The sequence below is a fragment of the Flavobacterium sharifuzzamanii genome (assembly GCF_003254585.1).
Taxonomy (GTDB): domain Bacteria; phylum Bacteroidota; class Bacteroidia; order Flavobacteriales; family Flavobacteriaceae; genus Flavobacterium; species Flavobacterium sharifuzzamanii.
The window spans coordinates 365,721-389,602 of sequence record NZ_QJGZ01000040.1; the positions used below are offsets into that span (position 1 = coordinate 365,721).

Sequence of the window (23,882 nt, forward strand, 5' to 3'; positions counted from 1 at the left end):
AAAAAGAATAAAATAAAAACAGAATATGTTACAACATTTCAAACATAAAATAATAATACTTTCAGTTGTCGTTGCTTGTATAAACAGCAGTTGCAAATCGACTGCGGAACATTCTCAAAAAGGAAAATCGGTTGTTTTAAAAGAAAAAAACTTCAAACATTATGTGGATTATTTTAACACGATGGAAGATGAAAACTTAAAATTTGCGATTCCGAATGACAGTGCGTGGACTTGGATGGAAAAGAATATTCCATTGTTTGAATGTCCACAGCAGAATTTTGAGGAAATCTATTATTTCAGATGGTGGAGTGTTCGAAAACATATTAAAAATACACCACAGGGATTTGCAATTACCGAGTTTTTGGTAGACCGTTCGTATGCCGATAAATACAATATGATTAGTTGTGCTTTGGGACATCACATCAATGAATTCAGATGGGTTCATGATCCGAAATACATTGAACAAGATGTTAAACTTTGGTATAGAGGAAATGATGGGAAACCAATGAACAAATTGTATAAATTCAGCAGTTGGACAGCCGATGCTTTATACAATCGTTATTTGGTGAATAAAGACGAAAAATTCTTGTTAGATTTATATCCAGACATGGTTACTGATTATGCGGTTTGGGAAAAAGACCGTCAGCGTAAAGATGGTTTGTTTTGGCAACATGATGTGAAAGATGGAATGGAAGAATCCTTGAGTGGAGGACGAAAAGTGCAAAATGCAAGACCAACGATTAACAGTTATATGTATGGGAATGCTATAGCAATTTCTAAAATGGCTGAATTGAAAGGCGATAAGGAAACAGAAAACAAATTCAAAGCGAAAGCTGACGTTTTACAACAATTAGTCGAAACCAAATTATGGAATTCTAAAAGTGAGTTCTTTGAAACTTTAACAGAAAAAGATACTTTAGCACAAGTTCGAGAAGCAATCGGATTTATTCCGTGGTATTTTAATCTTCCAGAGCAAAATAAAGGATTTGAAAAAGCTTGGGAACAAATTAAAGATGAAAAAGGATTTTCAGCTCCGTTTGGTTTGACAACGGCCGAAAGGAGAAGTCCAAGATTTAGAACACACGGAACAGGAACCTGCGAATGGGACGGCGCGATTTGGCCATTTGCAAGTTCGCAGACGTTAACTGCTTTAGCCAATGTTCTGAATAATTACAATCAGAACTTTGTTGCTAAACCCGATTATTTCAAGCAAATGGAATTGTATGTTCAATCACAATATTATAGAGGAAAACCTTATCTTGGCGAGTATTTGGATGAAACAACGGGTTATTGGTTAATGGGCGACAGAGAAAGAAGCCGTTATTATAATCATTCGACTTTCAACGATTTAGTGATTACTGGTTTGGTTGGTTTACGCCCAAGAGCTGATGAAAAGATTGAAGTAAATCCGTTGATTCCGCAAGAAAAATGGGATTGGTTTTGTTTGGATAATGTTCTGTATCACGGCAATATTATTACCATTCTTTGGGATAAAACAGGAGAAAAATATAAAAAAGGAAAAGGTTTTAGAATCTTTAAAAACGGAAAAGAAATCGCTTTTTCTGAGAAATTGGAGCGTGTAATTTCAAATTAGTTATAAACTCGACAGGTTTTAAAACCTGTCGGGTTTGATACAGTTTCAAATAAATACTACAATTTGGAGAAAACAGTATTAAATTATTCAATCAAAGGTGGTGTATTTCATATTATATGGAATATGGTATTTGTGGTTTTAGGCATTTACTTTTTATCACTTATAAATGTTGAAAAATTTACATTTAAATTTAGCAATTTAGTATTGCCAATTGTCGCTGTTTTGTTTATCATCGTTTATGGAAAAAAGGCGGTAATGACTCTTTTTAATTTTCATAAAAAAATAATATTCTCACAAGAAGGATTAGAACTTAATGAGGTTTTTTATGAATGGAAAGATATTGTATTTCCAAGAGTTATCGCCAAAACAGAGCACACGGCAAAGTACAATTTGTCATACAAGGAGTTTTACCTCACTTTTGTTTATAAGCAGAAAACGATTGAGATAAAAATAGATGATTACGATGTGTCTGAAAATGAAATTAAGGAACTTCTAAAAAAATATACTCCAAAGTTTACACCAAGCACTATGAGCGAAAATAAAGTAGTTTACCAACCTATACATGATTTTGATCAGATCATCACTCTAGATGAATATTACGATCTTGAATATGAGGAATCTGAAGAAGCAATTAAAGACATTCAGAAATTGGCGGTAAAAGATCTAGAGTCAGTAAAGCGCTTTTGTGAAAACAATATTTATGCACAGCCTGATAAAGTTAGGTTTGTTTATTATGCATTGAGTGAGGATGAAGATCTTGATAAATGGGCAGATTTTCTTTCAGATGAATTCAGAAGGGTTTACCAAATAGGCTTAGGGCAAAATAAAGTTAAGGAACTTTCTTCTGTTATTAATGAAATTATAGTCGAAACAATAGATTCCTATCCTGCAGAAAGGGTTAGAGAAATACTGTTAAAGGGTTTAGATCATAAAGAATTTGAAACTCGTTTGAATGCTTTGGAATTTCTTCCTGATTGGATTGATGAACAGGTTTTGAAGAGTAATCCAACTATAGTATCGAAGCTGAGACAAAAGCTGAAAGATCCAGAGTGGAAAATACGCTGGGAAACAAGTAAGTTATTAGAACGAAATAAAATAGCGTTTGAGAGTTTAAGCACATTGGATAAATTAAGACGATTTATAAATCCTTAACAATCTAGTTGTGAGCTTCGGAGAAGCATAATATTTATAGCAAGATAAACATCCAAATGATGAAAAGCTCCAGCGGAGCGATATCTATAAAAAATTATGTCACCCCGCTGGGGCTTATCGAACTTACTATTATAAAATCTATAAATATATCGTCCCTCTGGGACTTGACATTATTTAAACAATACCATGAAAAAGTTTTTTTTACATCTTACCTTAATCATTTCACTTTTCACAATTTCGGCGAAAGCCCAAAACAAAATCATTGTAGGTGATTTAAAATGTGAAATGCTAACGAATCCTGAAGGAATTGACGTTTTACAGCCAAGATTGAGCTGGAAAATAAAAGCGGAGGTAAATGATGTAAAACAAACTCATTATCAAATTTTAGCTTCTTCGTCTTTAGAAAAACTAAATGCAGGAAATGCAGATTTATGGGACAGTGGAAAGATACAAAGCGACGAATCTGTAAATGTAATTTATAACGGAAAAAAGCTAAAAGACAGACAAGACGTTTATTGGAAAGTAACAGCTTTTACCAATAAAGGAGAAATTCAATCAAAAGAAACAGCTCATTTCAGCATCGGAATTTTGACTTATGCTGATTGGAAATCGACGCGTTGGATTGGGTATGAGAAAACTTCTCCAGGAGATAGTATTTCGCAGTATTCTCGATTATCAGCGAGATATTTAAGAAAAGAAATCGACTTAAAAAAGAAAGTAAAAAGTGCCAAAGTTTATATCATGGGAATGGGCTTGTACGAGCTATACATTAACGGAAATAAAATTGGCGATCAGGTTTTAGCTCCCGTTCCTACGGATTATACGAAGAATGTAAAATACAATGTTTTTGATGTGACTTCACAATTGCAAGAAGGGAAAAATGCATTGGGAACGATTTTAGGAAACGGACGTTTTTTTACGATGCGTCAAGATTATAAGCCCTATAAAATCAAAACTTTTGGATATCCGAAAATGGCTTTGCAGTTGTTTGTGGAATATACAGACGGAAGTAAAGACGTGATTAGAACAGATGATACTTGGAAAATCACAACTGACGGTCCAATTTTATCCAACAACGAATACGATGGCGAAGAATACGATGCCCGTAAAGAAATGAAAGGCTGGAATACCATTAATTTTAATGATAAAAAATGGCTTTCGGCAGAATATGTTCAGGAACCAGGCGGATTCTACGAAGGACAGATGTCGGCCAATATGAAGGTGAAGCGTGAAGTAAAACCTATTTCGATCAAACAGACATCAAAAGGAACTTATATCTTGGATATGGGGCAAAATATGGTGGGTTGGTTACAATTGAAAGTAAAAGGAAATGCGGGCGACAAAATCACAATGAAATTTGCTGAATCTTTACAGCCAGATGGTTCGTTATACATTGCGAACCTTCGTGATGCGAAAACGACCGATATTTATACGTTAAAAGGTGAAGGCGAAGAAGTTTGGGAACCTCGTTTTATTTTTCACGGATTCAGATTTGTAGAAATTTCGGGATTCAAAACAAAACCTACTTTAGAAAATTTCGTTGGAAAAGTCGTTTATGATGACATTGCCACAACAGGAACTTTTGATTCTTCGAACCCAATTATGAATCAGATTTTTAAAAATGCATGGTGGGGAATTAGTGGAAATTATAAAGGAATGCCAATCGATTGTCCGCAACGAAATGAGCGTCAGCCTTGGTTGGGGGACAGAACAACGGGAGCCTACGGAGAAAGTTTCTTATTTGATAATCAGACGTTATATGCCAAATGGTTAGATGATATTAAAAACTCACAAACTATTGATGGCGGACTTCCTGATGTTGCACCAGCTTTCTGGCGTTACTATGGCGATAATGTAACTTGGCCAGGAACGTATATTACAGTTGCAGATATGCTGTATCAGCAATTTGGAGACAAAAAAGTAGTTGAAAAGCAATATCCATCGATGAAAAAATGGATGGATTATATGGAAGAAAACTATTTGGTTGATGATATTATGACCAAAGACAAATATGGCGATTGGTGTGTTCCGCCTGAATCTTTAGAATTAATTCGTTCCAAAGATCCTTCTCGTTTAACAGACGGCGAATTGATTTCGAGTGCTTTTTATTATCAGCTTTTAAATATCATGAAAAAGTTTGCTGTTATTGCAAATGCTCAAAATGATATTAAACATTATGACGAATTAGCTTCGAGAATCAAAAAAGCATTCAACGCTAAATATTTTAATTCAGCCAAAAATAATTACGCCAATAATACCGTAACAGCCAATTTACTGCCTTTAACTTTCGGAATGGTTCCGAAGGAATTAGAGCAAAAAGTTTTTGAAAATCTGGTACACGAAGTGGAAGTGACTAAAAACGGTCATGTAAGTACGGGAGTTATGGGAACACAGTTTTTGATGCGAACATTAACCAATTTTGGTCGTGGCGATTTGGCTTTCAAATTGGCCTCAAACAAAACCTATCCAAGTTGGGGTTATATGGTCGAAAATGGAGCTACAACTATTTGGGAACTTTGGAACGGAAATACAGCAGATCCTGCTATGAATTCGCAAAACCACGTCATGCTTTTAGGCGATTTACTGATTTGGTATTACGAAAATATGGCAGGAATCAAAAGCAATCCTGAAACTCCGGGCTTCAAACAAATTATCATGAAACCTGATTTTAATGCCGGATTAACTTATGTAAATGCTTCATACGAATCAATTTACGGAACAATTAAAAGTGACTGGAAAAAAGACAAAAAAGGTTTGGTTTGGAATATTACGATTCCCGCAAATGCTTCTGCAATTGTGTATCTTCCTGAGACTGATTTTTCAGCTATTTCAATCAATAAACAGAAGCTGGATAAGACTTCTTACACTTATTCGGTAGAAAAAAATCAAATAATTGTCACACTTTCGTCAGGAAATTTTGCTATTAGCGTTAAATAATCTGCATTTTTAATAATTCGGGACAGTACAGGATACATTGTTAATTTTTTGGTGTTATTTTTACACTTATTAAATATTTTTACCTAAAAAAATGTTAGGTATGTATTTATAGTCAAAAAAAATAATTCATAATTTAATTAAGAATGAAGATAACAAAATTAGCATTTGTCTTGTTTGGACTTTTCCTTTTAGGAAGTTGTAAATCGGCTTTAGAGAAAAAGACTTGGAAAGAAGGAATTTTAGTAGATGAATTTATTTATGATAAAGCGCCTTATCCGTCTTGCCATGCCGTTACAATTGTCGAAGCTACAAATGGTGATTTAGTTGCCTCATGGTTTGGTGGAACTCACGAAAGACACCCAGATGTTTGCATTTACGTGGCAATCAAACCAAAAGGAAGCGACACTTGGAACGAAGGCGTAAAAGTAGCTGACGGTGTTATGAAAGAAGGGCCGAGATTACCAACTTGGAATCCGGTTTTATATCAAATTCCGGGAGGCGATTTAATGTTGTTCTACAAAATAGGACCAAAACCATCTGAATGGTGGGGTGTAATAAGAACTTCATCTGATGGCGGAAAAACGTGGTCTGAAGCACAAAAAATGCCAGACGGTTTCTTAGGACCAATCAAAAATAAACCTGTTTTATTAAGCAACGGAACTTTATTATGTCCATCAAGTATTGAAGGCGACGGATGGAGACTTCGTATGGAATCTACTCCAGATTTTGGAAAAACTTGGGTATTGGGAGATACGCTTCCAAGAGGAAAACAAAAAATTAATGCGATTCAACCAAGTATTTTATTCCATAAAGACGGAAGTATTCAGGCTATTGGAAGAACTAGAAACAGAGCGATTTTTAGCACATTCTCAAAAGATAACGGAAAAACTTGGTCGGATGTTGAGTTAATCGGACTTCCAAATAACAACTCAGGAACTGATGCGGTTACACTTAAAGACGGCAGACATTTATTAGTTTATAATCATGTTCTTCCTCCAGGAAAAGAAGCGAAAGGGCCAAGAACGCCTTTGAACGTTTCTGTTTCTAAAGACGGAATCAATTGGAACGCTGCTTTGGTTTTAGAAGATTCAAAAATCAGCCAGTATTCTTATCCTTCAATTATTCAAAGTTCAGACGGAATGGTGCATATCGTGTACACTTGGAGAAGAGAAAAACTGAAATATGTAAAAATCGATCCAAGCAAATTAGTGGCGCTTCCAATTAAAAACGGAATCTGGCCGGGTGAAGAAGGAAAAGTAGTTACAGCGGTAAAAGCGGAAGAAGAGTAAAGAAAAAGTTCGCCACGAATTCCACGAATTTTCACGAATTTTTTTAATGCTAATTCGTGAAAATTGGTGCAATTCGTGGCAAAAAAAAATATAACCATGAAATCTAAAAGAAATTTATTAATTGCAATACTTGTTGCTATGTCAACAGCATTCAATAGCTGTGCAACGGCGCAGTCTTCCAATAAAAAGCAAAAATATAAAGTTGCAGTTTGCGATTGGATGATTTTAAAAAGACAAAAATTAGGTGCTTTTGGTTTAGCAGCTGAAATAAAAGCTGATGGAATCGAACTGGATATGGGGGGTTTAGGAAATCGTCCCACTTTTGATAGTAAACTGGGAGATCCTGTCGAAAGACAAAAATTCTTAGATAAATCAAAAGAAACTGGCGTTGGAATCAGCTCGATTGCGATGTCAGGATTCTATGCACAATCTTTTGCCACAAGAGAAATCACACCAATGATTGTAGATTGTATTCAGGCCATGAAAAACATGAAAGTAAAAGTGGCTTATCTTCCGTTAGGAACACAAACAGATTTGGTTAAAAATCCGGAATTACGTCCAGAAGTGATTAAAAGACTGCAATGGGCAGGAAAAGAAGTAGGGAAAATAGGTGGTGTAATTGCGATTGAAACCTCTTTAGACGCGACAGAGGAGAAAAAACTTTTAGATGAAGTAGGTTCAAAATACATTAAAAGCTCTTTCAATTTTGCGAATGCTTTAGATAATAAAAGAGATATTTCATCAGAATTGAAAATCTTAGGAAAGAAATATGTAGCTCAAATTCATGCTTCGAATACCGATCAATTTTGGTTAGAAAATGATAAAGCGATCGACATGCCAAAAATCAAACAAACTTTGGATGAAATGAAATGGAGCGGATGGCTAATTGTAGAGCGTTCTCGCGACGTAACGCAAGTACATAATCTAAAAGCCAATTACGGAGCAAACGTAGCTTATTTGAAGAAAATTTTCCAGAATTAAACAATAAACAGTGATCAATATGTAATCGTTAAACAACACAATTTTTCACTATAAATCTGCCGAGTCTGCTAAATCTGCGAGAGATATTTTTCACGCAGATCGGGCAGATTTAGCAGATTATTTTTAGAATGAATACCCAAAAACAGCATACTATGAAATTTTTACAATTACTTTTTTTATGTCTTTACGTCTCTTTCGCGACAGCGCAGAACATCACAGTTGTGAGTGATCCGAGTTCGCCAAGAGCAAAATTTGGAGCAGAGAAATTATCTGAAAGCCTTTCAGCAAAAGGGTTCAGTGTAACTTCTTCTGATAAATTCAAAAAATCAAAAGATAAAGTAATTGTAATTGGAGAAAAAGGAACTGATTTCTGGAAGAAAAATGCTAAAAGCGCTAAAATCGACGATAGCAAATTAAACAAGAAAGAAGGTTTCCAGATTCGTACTCAAAATAATGTAATTTATATTGAAGGAACAGATGCAAGCGGAGCTTTGTATGGTGCTTTAGAATTAACAGATAAAATTAAAGCTTCAGGAAAACTTCCTTCAGAAATCAATATTGACGACAGTCCAGAAATGGTTTTGCGAGGCGCTTGTATCGGAATGCAGAAACCGGTTTATCTTCCTGGACGTGACGTTTACGAATATCCATATACGCCAGAAACTTTTCCTTGGTTTTATGATAAAGCACTTTGGATTAAATATTTAGATATGCTGGTAGAAAACCGCATGAACTCGCTGTATTTATGGAACGGACACCCTTTTGCTTCTTTGGTGAAATTAAAAGAATATCCATTTGCGGTAGAAGTCAGCGACGAAGATTTTAAAAAGAATGAGGAAATCTATAAATTCTTGACAGTTGAAGCCAACAAAAGAGGAATCTGGGTCATTCAGATGTTTTATAATATTATTGTTTCTAAGCCTTTTGCAGAGCATTACAATATTAAAACTCAAGATCGTTCAAGACCTATTACGCCTTTGTTGTCAGATTACACGAGAAAATCTATTGCAGCATTCATTGAAAAATATCCAAATGTTGGATTGATGGTTTGTTTGGGAGAAGCAATCAATACCGTTGATGATGATGTAGAATGGTTTACAAAAACGATTATTCCGGGTGTTCGTGATGGTTTACAGGCATTAGGAAAAACAGAAGAACCGCCAATTATTCTTCGTTCTCATGATACTGACGGACCTTTGGTGATGGAAAAATCACTTCCGTTATACAAAAACCTTTACACTGAAAGTAAATATACAGGAGAATCTTTAACGACTTACACGCCGGGCGGACCTTGGGGAGAAACGCACAAACAGTTGAGTGCTCTGAAATCAATTCATATTGAGAACGTTCATATTTTGGCTAATTTAGAACCTTTCAGATACGGTTCACCAGACTTTATCCAGAAAACGGTAAAAGCAATGCACAGCGTTCACGGTGCAAATGCACTGCATTTATATCCGCAAGCTTCGTATTGGGATTGGCCATATTCGGCAGATAAAACAAAATCAGGAGAACGTTTATTAGAAATGGATCGTGACTGGATTTGGTACAAGGCTTGGGCAAGATATGCTTGGGATAGCAAAAGAGATCGAAAGGAGGAAGTTAAATTTTGGGATAAAGATTTAGCTGCGAAATTCGGAACTTCTCAAGAAGCAGCAAACAATATTTTAAAAGCGTACGAAGAAACAGGAGAAATTGCTCCAAAAACATTAAGACGTTTCGGAATTACAGAAGGAAACCGTCAGACTTTATTGTTAGGAATGTTCGAAAGTCAGTTGGTAAATCCATCCAAATGGAGAGTATATCCGGGATTCCACGAATCTTGTGGACCAGCGGGTGAATTGCTTTTAGAATATGCTAAAAAAGAATGGAATAAAGAACCGCATTCAGGCGAATTGCCAACGCAAATTATTGCTGAAATTACAGAACATGGCAGATTAGCCGTTGAAGCAATAGATAAAGCAGAAGCAAGCGTAACCAAAGACAAAGAAGAATTTGAACGCCTTAAAAACGATATGCATGCTTATAAGGCTTTCGCAGATTTTTTCTCAGAAAAAGTAAAAGCAGCTTTATTGGTTTTAAGATATAGTTATTCAAATGATATTACCGATTTAGATAAAGCTTTGCCTCATCTAGAAAAAAGTATCGAGTATTATGAGTTATTGGTAAAACTAACAAAAGATACCTATTACTATGCCAACAGTATGCAGACTGCTCAACGCCGAATCCCGATTGGAGGAGACGACGGAAACAACAAAACCTGGGCAGAATTGTTACCGCATTACGAGCGTGAATTAGCTAATTTTAAAAGGAATTTAGAGAAGCTAAAATCTTCAAAAGATGGTAAAATAGAAACCAAAGAAGGAAAACCTTGGAAACCAGCCGAAGTAACTTTCATTGACGAAAAGCCTGGAACTTATTTAGTAAAAACTGGTACAAAAGTGTACGGAACAGATATTTCTGAATTGACTAAAATTGCTCCAGAACTTCAAAACCTAAGAGGATTCTCATTCGTAGAAAACGATCAAAACGAAAAAGGAACACATTTGAAGTTTAGAAATACAAAAGCGGTTAAATTAGTAGTGGGTTATTTCAATTCAGATCAAAAGAGATTTTTATTACCGCCTAGTTTAGAAACAGATGCAGCAGGAAATGCGCACGGTCAGGCCGAAGTGATTCTGGCAAGTGCAATGAATTTAAAAGAGCTTCCGCGTGTAAATATTCATACCTATACTTTCCAGCCAGGGGAGAATAAATTAGATTTAGGTAAAGGAAAAGTATTGATTTTAGGTTTCATCGATGCAGATCAAACCATAACGCCACGTGATGTGGGGTATATCGATGCAGGAGAAAAAGCAGCTATTGACTGGTTGTTTTATTAATAATTTGGGCGTGTCCCTTCGGGTCGGGCTGTACGTTCCCGCTTCCCGATGAAAAATCGGGAGAGCTCCACTGCCATCCCTCACGCAAACTCGTAGTTAATTTAGACCTAACAGGTTTTCAAAACCTGTTAGGTCTAGTGTCAAAGAAACATATGCGTTTCCTGCAAGGTTTTAAAAACCTTGTAGGTATCTAAAATGAACGTTAAAAAGTAAACCTACAAGGTTTTTAAAACCTTGCAGGAAATAGAAAATATGAATAGAATAGTTTTTTTTATTTTTTGTTTTTTTTCAAGTCTTTGCTTTGTTTGGAGTCAGAGCAAAGATTCAGGGAAGTTTCGTAAAGAAATTTCACTGAATTCGTCTTGGGAAACCGTAATACTGGATAATCTTCCGCTGAAAGAAGAAGATTTTGTAGAAAATCCAAAAACTGATTCCAATTGGCAAAAGGTTAGTGTGCCTCACAATTGGGATCAGTATTATGGTTTCAGAAGAACAAAACATGGAAATTTACATGGTACCGCCTGGTACAAAAAAACACTAAAACTCGATAAGAAAGACAGTTCAAAACAACATTTTCTTTATTTTGAAGGTGTAAGTTCGTATGCAACTGTTTGGGTAAATGGTAAAAAAGTAGGAGAACACAAAGGCGGAAGAACTACTTTCACCTTAGATATTACAAAAGCAGTTTCTTTCGATGCAGCAAATATCATTTTAGTAAAAGCTTCACATCCCTCTTTTATAGCCGATTTGCCTTGGGTTTGCGGTGGCTGTTCAGGAGAATGGGGATTTTCTGAAGGTTCTCAGCCAATGGGAATTTTCAGGCCTGTTACTTTGGTAATTACAAACAATATTAGAATTCAGCCGTTTGGTGTTCATATTTGGAACGATGAATCGGTTTCTAAACAAAAAGCGATTCTTCATACCACTACAGAAATCAAGAATTACGGCACTTCACAACGAAACTTAACTGTCGAAAATATCCTTCTTGATGCTTCAGGAAAGAAAGTTGCTATCAATAAAAGCGATAACAAAATCAATTCGGGAGAAACAAGAGAAATAGCACAAACGCTTCCTGAGATTCAGAATCCGAAATTATGGTCGCCATCGAATCCATATTTGTATAAATTGGTTACTTCAATTTATGAAAACGGAAAAATAGTTGATCAATTAACAACACCATATGGAATTCGCTGGGTAAGCTGGCCGGTAAGTCGTGACGGAAAAGACAATCGTTTTTTCATCAATGATGAACCTGTTTTTATAAACGGCGTTTGTGAATATGAACATTTAATTGGAAAAAGTCATTCGTTTTCAGACGAAATGATTCATTCCCGAATCGAGCAAATCAAAGCAGGTGGATTTAATGCTTTCAGAGAAGCACATCAGCCTCATAATTTATTATATCAAAAAGAATTAGACGAAAACGGAATCCTGTTTTGGAGTCAGTTTTCAGCACATATTTGGTACGATACGCCTGAGTTTAAAGAAAACTTTAAAACCTTATTACGAGAATGGATTAAAGAACGCAGAAACAGTCCATCTGTAGTAATGTGGGGATTGCAGAACGAAAGCACGATTCCAAAAGAATTTGCAGAAGAATGTACCCGGATTATCCGCGAAATGGATCCGTTATCTGCATCGCAAAGAATCGTAACAACTTGTAATGGTGGAGAAGGAACAGATTGGAATGTAGTTCAAAACTGGTCTGGAACGTATGGCGGAGATCCTTTAAAATACCATTTGGAAATGACGACTCAGTTGTTAAACGGAGAATATGGCGCATGGCGTTCAGCCGATTTGCATACAGAAGGGGAGTTTGACCAAAAAGGGACTTTAAGCGAAAACCGTTTTTCTCAATTAATGGAAATTAAAGTTAGAGAAGCCGAATCGGTAAAAGATAAAATTGCGGGACAATTCAACTGGCTTTTTGCTTCGCACGAAAATCCGGGACGAGTGCAAAACGGAGAAGGTTTTAGAGACATTGACAAAGTTGGCCCAGTAAATTACAAAGGACTCTTTACCATTTGGGGCGAACCTTTGGATGCTTTTTATATGTACCGTGCGAATTATGTTTCGAACAAAACCAATCCGATGGTTTATATTGTTTCGCATACTTGGCCAAGCCGTTGGGAAAAGCAGGGAATAAAAAACGGAATCGATATTTATTCGAATTGTGATGAAGTAGAATTGTTCAACGACGTCAATAAATCTTCTTTAGGAAAACTAAAAAATCCAGGAATCGGACAGCATTTTCAATTTAATAATGTCAATATTCAATACAATGTTTTATATGCTGTTGGTTATGTAAATGGAAAAGCGGTTGCTAAAGATTATATCGTTTTAAATAATTTTCCAAAAGCACCAAGTTTTGATGCTTTAACGTCTGAGAAAACGGATATAACAAAAGCTCAAAAAGGTTATAATTACATTTATAGAGTAAATTGCGGAGGTTCAGAATTGACAGATTCTGCCGGAAATACTTGGTTTACCGATACGCATAAAAACGGTCAAAATACTTGGGGTTCGCTATCGTGGACAGATAATTTTGAAAAATTGCCAGACTTTTTTGCCAGTCAAAGAACAACTTTCGACCCGATAAAAGGAACAAAAGATCCTGAGTTATTTCAAAGTTTTAGATACGGAGTTGATAAACTACGTTACGAATTTCCAGCTCCAGATGGTGAATATTTAGTCGAATTATATTTCACAGAACCTTGGTATGGAACTGGTGGCGGAATGGATTGCAAAGGCTGGCGTTTGTTTGACGTTGCAATAAACGAAAATGTTGTTTTAAAAGATTTTGATATTTGGGCAGAAGCTGGACATGATAACGCTTTGAAGAAAACATTTAAAGTAAAAAGTACAAACGGAAAAATTGTGATTTCATTTCCAAATGTAAAAGCTTCACAAGCGATTGTTTCTGCAATTGCAATTGCAACAAAAGACATTCATGCAAGACCAGCAGCTGAATCTTCAAAAAATATCCAGAATTTGGTTTTTGATTCTTATGATAAAAACAATAGAATAGCTTCATGGCTAGATATCAATTCAAAACAATTTTCAGATTCAGATGTTATTTTTAACGAATTGCCTTCAGAGGTTTTTGGAGCAGATTATTTACAGTTTTCAGTTAATCCAAAAAACAAAGGATCATTTATAGCTAAAGAAGAATCGACAATTTATGTTTTAGTTGATAGTAAAATCAAAACATTAAACGGACTTTCAGATTATAAGAAAATAGAAGAGAAAGCGAAGAATAGCAACGGAATTTCATTTGATGTTTTCACTAAAAAAGTAAAGAAAGGCGAAAAAGTTCTTTTTGATAATTCTGAAACAATATCTTCGATTGCAGTCGTTCCAACGTACGATATGGGCGAAAAAGACGATTCAAGACCAGTTGTAGTCATAGAAGCCGAAAAAACAAAAACAACAGGAACAGGAATCGAAAAAGGAAATTTCAAAAAAGCCGATTATATTGAGTTCACAAAAAAGACAAACAATAGCATCGAGTTTGAAGTAAAACCTGGTGTTGCCGGAATTTATTTAATGCGTTTCCGTTTTATGAATAGAAATGAAACGCCATTAAAAGTGAAATTCAAAATGGAAGATGCGTACGGGATTTTAATGCGAAACGATACGATTGAGTTTTTCCCTTCGCCTGAAAAATGGAAGATTTTAAACACAACATCAGGTGGTTATATTAATGCAGGAACGTATAAAATAACACTTGAAGGTGATGATTTGAAGGGATTGTTGTTAGATAATTTTGAGTTTCAGTGATTTTACGAGGTTCAAAGTAGCAGAGTGACAAAGGAACAGAGGTTTTCATTGTTTGTCAGGCTGAGCGAAGTCGAAGCCCGCGTAAAGCATTTAACCCAACCCTTATAACATTCAGTGTGTCATCCTGAGGAACGAAGGATCGCACTAGTTGCTCGACAAAGATTGATGACTTAGTTTGCGTGGGCTTCGACTCCGCTCAGCCTGACAAAAAAGACAAAACAAGATTAGAATAAAAAACATATTCATGATTAAACATAAAAACACATTTCAAAAAATTACAATTGCCTTATTGTTTTCGGTATCAATTTTTGCACAAAAACAAGCCAGAATTGTCGAAGATTTCAATAAAAACTGGAACTTCAAATTGGGAGATTATCCTGAAGCAATAAATGCTAATTTCAATGCATCAGATTGGAGAATGCTTCAATTACCGCACGATTGGAGTATTGAAGGTGCTTTTGATAAAGATGCCAAAACCAAACAAGCACAAGGATTTTTACCTGCTGGAAAAGGTTGGTATCGTAAAGTATTTACAGTTCCTGCAAATTGGAAAAACAAAACAGTTTCAATTGAATTTGACGGTGTTTTTAAGAATAGTGAAGTTTTCATTAATGGAAAATCATTAGGAGTTCGCCCAAACGGATATATTTCTTTTGGATATGACTTGACGCAATATTTAAACTTTGGAAAATCAAATACGATTGCAGTAAAAGTAGATAATGATGCACAGCCGAATTCAAGATGGTACACAGGTTCTGGAATTTATAGAAATGTGCGTTTAGTTGCAACTAATAAAATTCATGTAGTAAAATGGGGAACTTATGTAACTACAAGAATTATTTCTAAAGAAAAAGCTGTTGTTGATATTGATATTGACGTTAAGAATGATTTAACTAAGAATAAACTTTTTAAGTTAGTCTCGACAGTTTTGGATAAAAACAATATTGAAGTTGCAAAAGGAATTTCTGATGGAAATATTCCTGCAAATTCAATATTACAAATTAGACAGAATATCAATATGGAAAACCCAATTCTTTGGGATACAGAAAATCCATATTTATATAAAATAAGTACTAAAGTTTATGATGGCTCAACTTTAATTGATACGTATGAAACGCCACTTGGATTTAGATTTTTCAATTTCGATTCGGAAAAAGGATTTTCTTTAAATGGTGTTCCAACCAAAATTTATGGCGTTTGTCTGCATCACGATAATGGTGCTTTGGGTGCAGTTGAAAATATTCACGCGGTTAGAAGAAAACTAACTTTAATGAAAGAAATGGGAGCCAACGCTATCAGAATGTCTCATAATCCACATTCTTTGGAAATGATGCAATTGTGCGACGAAATGGGATTTATTGTTCAGGACGAAGCTTTTGACGTTTGGAAAAAGAAAAAAGTAACCAATGATTATCATAAAGATTGGGATGCTTGGCACAAACAAGATTTAGAAGATTTTATCAAAAGAGATCGCAATCATCCATCGGTAATAATGTGGAGTATTGGAAACGAAATCAGAGAGCAATTTGATTCGACGGGAATTTCAATTACCAGAGAATTAGCTAAGATTGTAAAATCTCTTGATACAACTCGTCCCGTAACTTCGGCTTTGACCGAAAATATAATTGAGAAAAACTTTATTTATCAGTCTGGCGCTTTAGATCTTTTAGGATTCAATTACAAACATGAAGATTATAAAGATTTTCCAACGAAATTTAAAGGACAAAAAATATTGGCTTCAGAAAGTGTTTCGGCTTTGGAAACACGTGGACATTATGATTTTCCTGACGGAATTAAAGCATGGCCAACAAAATACGGCGCTGCGTTTGACGGAAATGCCGATTGGACGGTTTCGGCTTACGATCAGGTAAAATCGTATTGGGGAGCTACGCATGAAGAAAACTGGAAAACTATTAAAAGTCAGGATTTCATGGCGGGAACTTTTATCTGGACAGGATTCGATTATATCGGAGAGCCAGACCCGTATCCGTTTCCTGCAAGAAGTTCGTATTTCGGGATTGTAGATTTAGCTGGACTTCCAAAAGATGTGTATTATATGTACCAAAGCGAATGGTCGAATAAAACGGTTCTTCATATTTTACCGCATTGGAACTGGAAAAAAGATCAAGAAGTTGAAGTTTGGGCGTATTATAATAATGCCGATGAAGTGGAATTATTCTTAAACGGAAAGTCGTTAGGAAAGAAAGCCAAACAAAATGATGATTTGCATATCTCTTGGCGCGTAAAATTCGAACCTGGAACATTAAAAGTGGTTTCTAGAAAGAACGGAAAAGTGGTTTTAGAGAAAGAAATCCGCACAGCAGGAGAAGCTTCAAAACTAGACTTGCAAGCTGATAAAACTTCAATCAAAAACGATACTTATGATTTGGTTTACGTAACGGTTTCTATGACTGATAAAGACGGAAACTTATTGCCAAACGCCATGGATTTAATCAATTTTGAAGTAATTGGCGGAGGAAAATTAGTTGGTGTTGATAATGGTTATCAAGCCAATTTGGATTCTTTTAAAGCAAATTCTTGTAAGTTGTTTAATGGAAAATGTATTGCTATTATTCAGTCGAATGGGAAGAAAGAAAATATTCAGTTGAAGGCAACGGCAGAGAATTTACAAGATTCGTCAGTTCAGATAAGAGTTAATTAATTTTATATGTCGCCCCGATGGGGCTTTGATTCTCTAATCTATTATTTTTCTTCTATAAATATTAAGCTCCGCTGGAGCTTTTTAAATTACAATTTAGAAAATCTTTGTAGCTCTGGAAGAGCCAAATATTTATAGAAAAATATTTATAGAAAAATGATTCTCATATAAGAGTAAAGCTCCAGAGGAGCGAAATAATACAAACAATCAGAATCCGCTTCAAACTAGAAGCGGATTTTTTCTTTTAAGCATTTAAAATATTGATATATTTATAAAATAATTCAAAATAAATGACACCAACTTTCTTCGTAAATCAATTAGAATTTAGAAAATGGCTTGAGAGGAACCATCAAAAAGAGAAAGAACTTTTGGTTGGTTTTTATAAAGTTACGAGTAAAAAGCCTTCTATGAGCTGGTCAGAATCTGTAGATCAAGCGCTTTGTTTTGGATGGATTGATGGTGTTCGAAAATCTATTGATACGGAAAGCTATACAATTCGTTTTACTCCAAGAAAGCCTTCTAGCATTTGGAGTGCGATTAATATTCAGAAGATAGAAGATTTGACAAAAGCGGGATTAATGACCGATGCTGGTTTGAAAGCTTTTAGTTTTAGAACCGAAAATAAGTCTAAGATTTATTCGCACGAAAAAGAACCAGTTCCGTTGTTAGATGTTTACGAGAAACAGTTTAAAAACAATACAATCGCTTGGAATTTTTTTGAGAAGCAGGCCCCTTCGTATAAGAAAGTGATGATTCATTGGATTATGAGTGCCAAGCAAGAAAAAACACAGCTTTCTAGACTTGAAAAAACGATTACAGAAAGTGAAAAACAGAAAAGAGTCTTGTAGCTATTATGAATAAAATGTTTTACTTTAGTAGTCTGACTTTTAGTGAAATATGGAAAAAGAAAATACCACAAAAATAAAAGGGGAAATTTTGCTAGGTATTATTTTTGCCTTAGAATTATACGCCTTGCCTGTACAGTTTTATTTACTGTTAAAAAGTCCTGAATTTACTTTTTTCAGTGCAGCAGTTCGTTTTTTCAGTTTCTTCACTATTACAACAAATACTATAGTTTTTCTTTGCAGTGCTTTTTTGTTATTTGGCGGAAGAAGCAAGGCAAATACTTTTTTCAAAAAAGGCACCACAATCACTGCGATAACAGTTTATATTTTGATTGTTGGGATTGTTTTTAATTTGCTTCTTCGCCCAACACTTCATTTAGAAGGACATCATCTTATTGTAAGCGAAATTTTTCATACGGTCGTTCCCATTTTATTTTTGGTTTTCTGGCTGTTCTTTGTAAGTCCTGAAAAGATCTCTTTTAAAACCATTTGGTTTTGGTTGGTTTACCCGATTATTTACATGATTTATACCATAATCCACGGATTTACTTCTAGCTTTTATCCTTATCCTTTTATTGATGTTACTAAACTCGGATTGCAAACAGCACTCATAAACGGATTTTTCGTTTTAATCTCTTTTGTGGTTTTGTCTGTGATTTTGATTTTAATTTCGAAAATTAGGACTAAGAAGATTAGCTTGGAAGACTAAAATAAAATAGTCGATCTTCTAGTCAGGAATTAACAAAAAAAAGGAACTTTCTTCTTTCCTTCTTTCTCCTGAAATTTTTCTACAAACTTCCGATGGCATTAATTTAATAGATGAAAAATATCTTGATTTTTGTATCTAAACTTTACTTATATATTGTAATTAATTCTTTTTTAGGTTTTTAAAGGTAAAAAATTATTGCCTAAATGTTCTGTATTTACTGGTTTAACTAATTAATTAGTATAAATATTAACCAATTAGTTTTGCTACTAATTAATTAGTAGTTATATTTGTCAAAAGAATTTCTACTATGATAAAATTAGCCAAACGAGAAGAACAGATTATGCAGGTTTTTTGGGATTTAAACAAAGCCTTCATCAGAGACATTATTCCATTGCTGCCAGATCCGAAACCACATTATAATAGTGTTGCGACGATTGTCAAAATATTAGAAGAAAAAGGGTTTCTAAATCGGGAAACAATTGGGAATATGCATTGCTTTTTTCCGGTAATTCAAAGAGAAGAATATCAACAATTTGCGCTGAAAGATGTTGTGAGTCAATATTTTGATAATTCGTATCCACGTATGCTTGCCTTTTTTGCTAAAGAGCAAAAATTAACCGAAAAAGAATTGGACGAAATCGTGAACATGATAAAAAAAGATTCGATATGATACCATATATTCTATACACAGCGCTTATTCTTTTTGCTTGCCTTATGTTTTATAAGCTGCTTTTGCAGAAAGAAACTTTTTATAATTTGAATAGATTTGTTTTGCTTGCGTGTATGCTAGTAGCTTTTACTTTGCCGTTGCTTCCGATTCCGCAGCAATTCTCTCTTCAAAAACAGAAAGTAACAGCAGCTATTCCTTCCATAAAAAAAACAGTTGTAAAAGAATCAACTGCCGAGATGAAAGCACTTCCTGTAAATGAAGTTTTAGTAAATGAAACAAAGCAACAATTTAATATGACTTTGGTCATGCAGTGGATAGTGTATTTGTACTGGTTTGGTGTCATTGTTTTTGCGCTTAATTTTTTGATGCAAGCTGTTGTATTATTTTACAGAGCGTACACATCAGAGATTATTAGGGACGGAAAATTTAGAATTGTCGAAATAACAGGTGATAAAGCACCTTGTTCTTTTGCTAATAATATTTTTATAAATCCTGAAAAATACGAATGGGAAACGTACAATCAGATTTTGCTGCATGAAAAAATTCACATTGAGCAAAAACATACTATTGATCTTTTGCTTGCAGAAATCGTACTTGTTTTTCAGTGGTTTAATCCTTTTGCTTGGCAATGGCGAAAAGCATTAGAAAGTAATCTTGAATTTTTGACTGATAACGAAATGCTACAACAAGGTAGCGTAGAAAAAGAAAGTTATCAATTTAGCCTGCTTAAAGTAGCGGCGCCACAATTTCCTTTGAGTCTTACAACTAACTATAATCAATCATTACTCAAAAAACGAATCATTATGATGAATTCAAAAAAATCAAACGTAAACACAACATGGAAATATTTTTTCCTGTTACCATTATTGGTATTGTTTGCCTGCCTTTTTAATCAACCGGCAGCGCAAAGTCAGACGCTAACTTCGAATATTAAAAACGAAGCAACTAAAGCGAGTCCAAACACTCAAAAGGGTGATCGAACCGAAGGAAATTGGTTTGCCACAATCAAAGGCAATACGGTAGAAATGGAATTTAAAAACGACGAGGATAGCCATTCTACTCATACTTATGATATTAGCGAGTTTAGCGGATTATCAAAAGATAAACAAGGAACATTTTCTCTAACGCGTGAAGCGGGAACAATGAATTTTACCGGAAAATTTGAAGGAAATACCGGAATGGGAACGTACAAGTTTGTTGGCAATAAAAATTTCGCCAAAGAAATGGCTGCACAAGGGATTACATTGGCAGATGATACAGATCTTATGGTTTTCTTTGCTGTAAATATAAAAACGTCGTATGTAAAAATGTTGCATAAAAAAGGGTATAAAAATGTAGACAAAGAACAAGTAATTCCGTTGGCGGCTTTAAACGTAAGCGAAGATTACATCGATTCTATTAAAGATGCTGGAATTGGAAATATAGATATTGAAACGCTGATTCCTTTTAAATCCTTAAACATTGATAAAGCTTTTATTGAAGATATTATTAAATCGGGTTATAAAAATGTTTCACCAGAAAATCTGATCACTTTAAAATCTCAAAATATTGACGGAAAGTATATTAATGATTACCGTTCTTCGACGAAAACAAAAAAGAATGAAAATGGAGAAGGAGATGAGGATAATATTGTTGCTTTCAAAACTTTAAACATAGATAAAGCTTATATTGATTCTTTTAAAAAAATGGGTTATAATGATCTTTCAAATGACGACTTAATTGCTTTAAAAGCTTTAAATGTAACTCCAGAATATGTTGTTCAATTCGAAAAAGTAGGTTATAAAAACATTTCGTCTGAAAATCTTACAGCTTTAAAATCGCAAAATATCACGGCAGATTTAATTAAGGAATATAAGGATCTGGGTTTTTCAGATTTAGATTTAGATGATATTGTGGGGGCAAAAGCGGTTGGTGCAACGCCAAGTTTCATTAAAGCTATGAGAGAAAAAGGACATAACTTTAAAGGTATTGAAAAGTATATAGCTTTAAAAGCAGTCGTTGGCAACTAAGCTGATATTGCTTTTGATAGTTAAAGCAATACATTTTTTCTGTTAATAAAATATTCAAGTTGTAAGACTACAATCAAAATTTAGTATTAAAGCCCAAATCTGTAGATTTGGGCTTTATTTTTTAGGCAACTTTTAAAATAGTATACCTAAATGAATTATTTAAATAAAATCATTTCAAACCAAAATGCTGTAAAAAATGTTGTTGGTCGAAATTCTATTCGAAAGATTTCAATTTATACTACATTTATGCTTTATAGACTATTTTAAAGCAAATCAGTAATGAAAAAAATATTCCTTTCCTTATGTCTTTTTGGTGTAATTTCTAATGCTTCAAGTCAGGAATTTGCGAATGCACCAAAGCCTTTTGGACCACTTCCGACGCAGAAACAAATTGATTGGCAGGAAATGGAATTTTATGCTTTTGTACATTTTTCATTAAATACATTTACAAACAAAGAATGGGGTTATGGAGACGAATTGCCAGAACTTTTTAATCCGTCGCAGTTAGACGTTCGCCAATGGGCGCGCGTGGTAAAAGAGGCTGGAATGAAAGGCATTATTCTAGTTGCAAAACATCACGATGGTTTCTGTTTATGGCCATCGGCTTATACAGAACGTTCTGTAAAAAATTCACCTTGGGAAAACGGAAAGGGAGATTTGGTGAAAGAATTGGCTGCTGCTTGTAAAGAATACGATTTAAAGCTAGGATTATATCTTTCGCCTTGGGACAGAAATCATCCGCAATACGGCAAACCGGAATATATTACTTATTTCAGAAATCAGTTAAAAGAATTATTGACGAATTACGGAGATGTTTTCGAAATGTGGTTTGACGGAGCTAATGGCGGTGACGGTTATTACGGTGGTGCAAATGAAACTAGAAAAATCAATTCTTTGACTTATTATAATTGGGATGAAACCTATAAATTGATTTATGATATCGCACCAAAAACTCTAGTTTGGGGCGTTGGTCCATCTGAAGCAAGGTGGATAGGAAATGAAGAAGGACGTGCAGGTAAAACCAATTGGTCGTTACTACGCCAAAAAGATGAATTGGCTGGAAAAGTACATTATACAGAATTTATGTCTGGACATGAAGACGGTGAAAAATGGGTTCCTGGCGAAGCCGATGTTTCGATCAGACCAGGATGGTTCTATCATTCGGTTGAAGACGATAAAGTGCGTTCGCTTGACGAAATGGTAGATATTTATTACGAATCGATTGGACGAAATGCAACTTTATTATTAAATCTTCCTGTTGATATACGAGGTTTGGTTCATGAAAATGACGAAGCAAGATTGAAAGAATTGGTTGCCACTATTAAAGCCGATTTCAAAAAAGAACTATTAGCAGAAACTCAGGTTCAAGCTTCAAACATTCGTGCAAACGATTTGAATTTTGGTCCGCAGAATGTAATTGACGGAAATAAAAATACCTATTGGGCAACAGACGATAAAGTAAAACAAGCTACAGTTGAATTTACTTTTAAAAAGCCAACAGCAATCAATAGAATTTTACTTCAAGAATATATTAAACTGGGACAGCGTGTAAAAGCATTTTCTATTGAAGTAAAAGTTGACGGACAATGGAAAACAATCGCCAATGAAACTACAATTGGTTACAAAAGAATCCTGCGTTTAGATCGTGTTATGGCTTCGGCACTTAGAGTGAATATTCTGGATGCAAAAGCTGGATTTGTAATTAGTGCAATTGAGGCTTACAATGCGCCAACTTTTGTAAAAGAACCTCAAATTCTTTGCGATAAAAATGGTTTGGTTACAATTAAATCAGAAGAAGGAAATGCTATCTATTACACTTTAGATGGAAAGACGCCTACTGAAAAAAGCACTTTATACAAAGCACCATTCGTATATAATAAAGAAGTAGAAATTAAAGCTATTTCAAGAAGCGCTAAAGAGAAAATCAATAGCGCTGTAAAGATCGCAAAATATGGTGTTTCTAAAGAGAAATGGAAAGTAATTTCGACTTCGAGCGGAGATGATAAATCAGTAGAAAGAATTATTGACGGCAATGCTAATACAGAATGGAGTTTTGGAAATGATGAAAACAAACTGCCACAAAGTATTGTTATTGATATGGGAGAATTGATCAGTATTAAAGGTTTTACCTATACGCCACAACAGGTTGGTAACAATTTAAATTTGATTTCAAATTATGAATTGTATACAAGTGTAGACAGTTTTTACTGGGACAAACAATCAGAAGGAGAATTTTCGAATATTAAACATAATCCGATTGAGCAGGTTAAAAATTTTGCTACAGTAAAAGCAAGATTTTTGAAATTTGTCGCTACAGCTGCTGTTGGGAAAACGCAAACAGTTTCGATTGCTGAAATTGGAGTTGTGGAATAAAA

At 34.6% G+C, this 23,882-nt stretch carries 13 protein-coding genes; all 13 read left to right on the forward strand.

The window, feature by feature from the left end; genetic code table 11:
- The first annotated feature begins 25 nt into the window (after positions 1–25).
- The 13 genes from DMA14_RS16560 to DMA14_RS16620 all read left to right on the forward strand — a co-directional run bounded on the left by DMA14_RS16560 (position 26) and on the right by DMA14_RS16620 (position 23,880).
- A complete protein-coding gene (locus DMA14_RS16560; protein WP_111425697.1) occupies positions 26–1,594 on the forward strand; it encodes an MGH1-like glycoside hydrolase domain-containing protein in 1,569 nt (522 codons plus the stop codon).
- A 63-nt stretch (positions 1,595–1,657) separates the two neighbouring features.
- Positions 1,658–2,746 (forward strand): hypothetical protein, encoded by a 1,089-nt coding sequence (locus DMA14_RS16565; protein WP_111425698.1) that lies wholly within the window; start codon positions 1,658–1,660, stop codon positions 2,744–2,746.
- Between the two features lie 186 nt (positions 2,747–2,932).
- The gene (locus DMA14_RS16570) at positions 2,933–5,683 is read left to right on the forward strand and encodes a glycoside hydrolase family 78 protein (RefSeq protein ID WP_111425699.1); all 2,751 of its coding nucleotides are present in this window, start codon (positions 2,933–2,935) and stop codon (positions 5,681–5,683) included.
- A 143-nt stretch (positions 5,684–5,826) separates the two neighbouring features.
- Positions 5,827–6,972, forward strand: coding sequence for a sialidase family protein (locus DMA14_RS16575; protein ID WP_111425700.1), 1,146 nt, complete (start codon positions 5,827–5,829; stop codon positions 6,970–6,972).
- Between the two features lie 96 nt (positions 6,973–7,068).
- The gene (locus DMA14_RS16580) at positions 7,069–7,953 is read left to right on the forward strand and encodes a sugar phosphate isomerase/epimerase family protein (RefSeq protein WP_111425841.1); all 885 of its coding nucleotides are present in this window, start codon (positions 7,069–7,071) and stop codon (positions 7,951–7,953) included.
- A 152-nt stretch (positions 7,954–8,105) separates the two neighbouring features.
- Positions 8,106–10,835 carry an alpha-d-galacturonidase gene (locus DMA14_RS16585; RefSeq protein ID WP_111425842.1) on the forward strand — a complete coding sequence of 910 codons (2,730 nt, stop codon included), beginning with the start codon at positions 8,106–8,108 and terminating at the stop codon, positions 10,833–10,835.
- 252 nt (positions 10,836–11,087) lie between these two features.
- Entirely contained in the window at positions 11,088–14,615 is a 3,528-nt protein-coding gene (locus DMA14_RS16590; protein WP_111425701.1) for a malectin domain-containing carbohydrate-binding protein, read from the forward strand.
- Positions 14,616–14,859: 244 nt separating this feature from the next.
- The gene (locus tag DMA14_RS16595) at positions 14,860–17,277 is read left to right on the forward strand and encodes a sugar-binding domain-containing protein (protein WP_111425702.1); all 2,418 of its coding nucleotides are present in this window, start codon (positions 14,860–14,862) and stop codon (positions 17,275–17,277) included.
- Positions 17,278–17,564: 287 nt separating this feature from the next.
- Positions 17,565–18,122, forward strand: coding sequence for a YdeI/OmpD-associated family protein (locus DMA14_RS16600; RefSeq protein WP_111425703.1), 558 nt, complete (start codon positions 17,565–17,567; stop codon positions 18,120–18,122).
- Positions 18,123–18,171: 49 nt separating this feature from the next.
- Positions 18,172–18,828, forward strand: a complete 657-nt coding sequence (locus DMA14_RS16605) for a Pr6Pr family membrane protein (RefSeq protein WP_111425704.1) — start codon at positions 18,172–18,174, stop codon at positions 18,826–18,828.
- A gap of 307 nt (positions 18,829–19,135) precedes the next feature.
- Positions 19,136–19,498, forward strand: a complete 363-nt coding sequence (locus DMA14_RS16610) for a BlaI/MecI/CopY family transcriptional regulator (protein WP_111376737.1) — start codon at positions 19,136–19,138, stop codon at positions 19,496–19,498.
- Complete coding sequence (locus DMA14_RS16615) at positions 19,495–21,507, forward strand: M56 family metallopeptidase (RefSeq protein WP_111425705.1); 2,013 nt, start codon at positions 19,495–19,497, stop codon at positions 21,505–21,507. Before DMA14_RS16610 ends, DMA14_RS16615 begins: the two co-directional genes overlap by 4 nt.
- A 279-nt stretch (positions 21,508–21,786) precedes the next feature.
- Positions 21,787–23,880, forward strand: a complete 2,094-nt coding sequence (locus DMA14_RS16620) for an alpha-L-fucosidase (protein ID WP_111425706.1) — start codon at positions 21,787–21,789, stop codon at positions 23,878–23,880.
- Positions 23,881–23,882 lie beyond the last annotated feature (2 nt).

Excerpts from the sequence above, each read along its gene's own strand:
- DMA14_RS16560 (WP_111425697.1), top strand. The coding sequence starts at position 26 with ATGTTACAACATTTCAAACATAAAATAATAATACTTTCAGTTGTCGTT.
- DMA14_RS16570 (WP_111425699.1), top strand. The coding sequence starts at position 2,933 with ATGAAAAAGTTTTTTTTACATCTTACCTTAATCATTTCACTTTTCACA.
- DMA14_RS16575 (WP_111425700.1), top strand. The coding sequence starts at position 5,827 with ATGAAGATAACAAAATTAGCATTTGTCTTGTTTGGACTTTTCCTTTTA.
- DMA14_RS16580 (WP_111425841.1), top strand. The coding sequence starts at position 7,069 with ATGAAATCTAAAAGAAATTTATTAATTGCAATACTTGTTGCTATGTCA.
- DMA14_RS16585 (WP_111425842.1), top strand. The coding sequence starts at position 8,106 with ATGAAATTTTTACAATTACTTTTTTTATGTCTTTACGTCTCTTTCGCG.
- DMA14_RS16590 (WP_111425701.1), top strand. The coding sequence starts at position 11,088 with ATGAATAGAATAGTTTTTTTTATTTTTTGTTTTTTTTCAAGTCTTTGC.
- DMA14_RS16595 (WP_111425702.1), top strand. The coding sequence starts at position 14,860 with ATGATTAAACATAAAAACACATTTCAAAAAATTACAATTGCCTTATTG.
- DMA14_RS16600 (WP_111425703.1), top strand. The coding sequence starts at position 17,565 with ATGACACCAACTTTCTTCGTAAATCAATTAGAATTTAGAAAATGGCTT.
- DMA14_RS16605 (WP_111425704.1), top strand. The coding sequence starts at position 18,172 with ATGGAAAAAGAAAATACCACAAAAATAAAAGGGGAAATTTTGCTAGGT.
- DMA14_RS16610 (WP_111376737.1), top strand. The coding sequence starts at position 19,136 with ATGATAAAATTAGCCAAACGAGAAGAACAGATTATGCAGGTTTTTTGG.
- DMA14_RS16615 (WP_111425705.1), top strand. The coding sequence starts at position 19,495 with ATGATACCATATATTCTATACACAGCGCTTATTCTTTTTGCTTGCCTT.
- DMA14_RS16620 (WP_111425706.1), top strand. The coding sequence starts at position 21,787 with ATGAAAAAAATATTCCTTTCCTTATGTCTTTTTGGTGTAATTTCTAAT.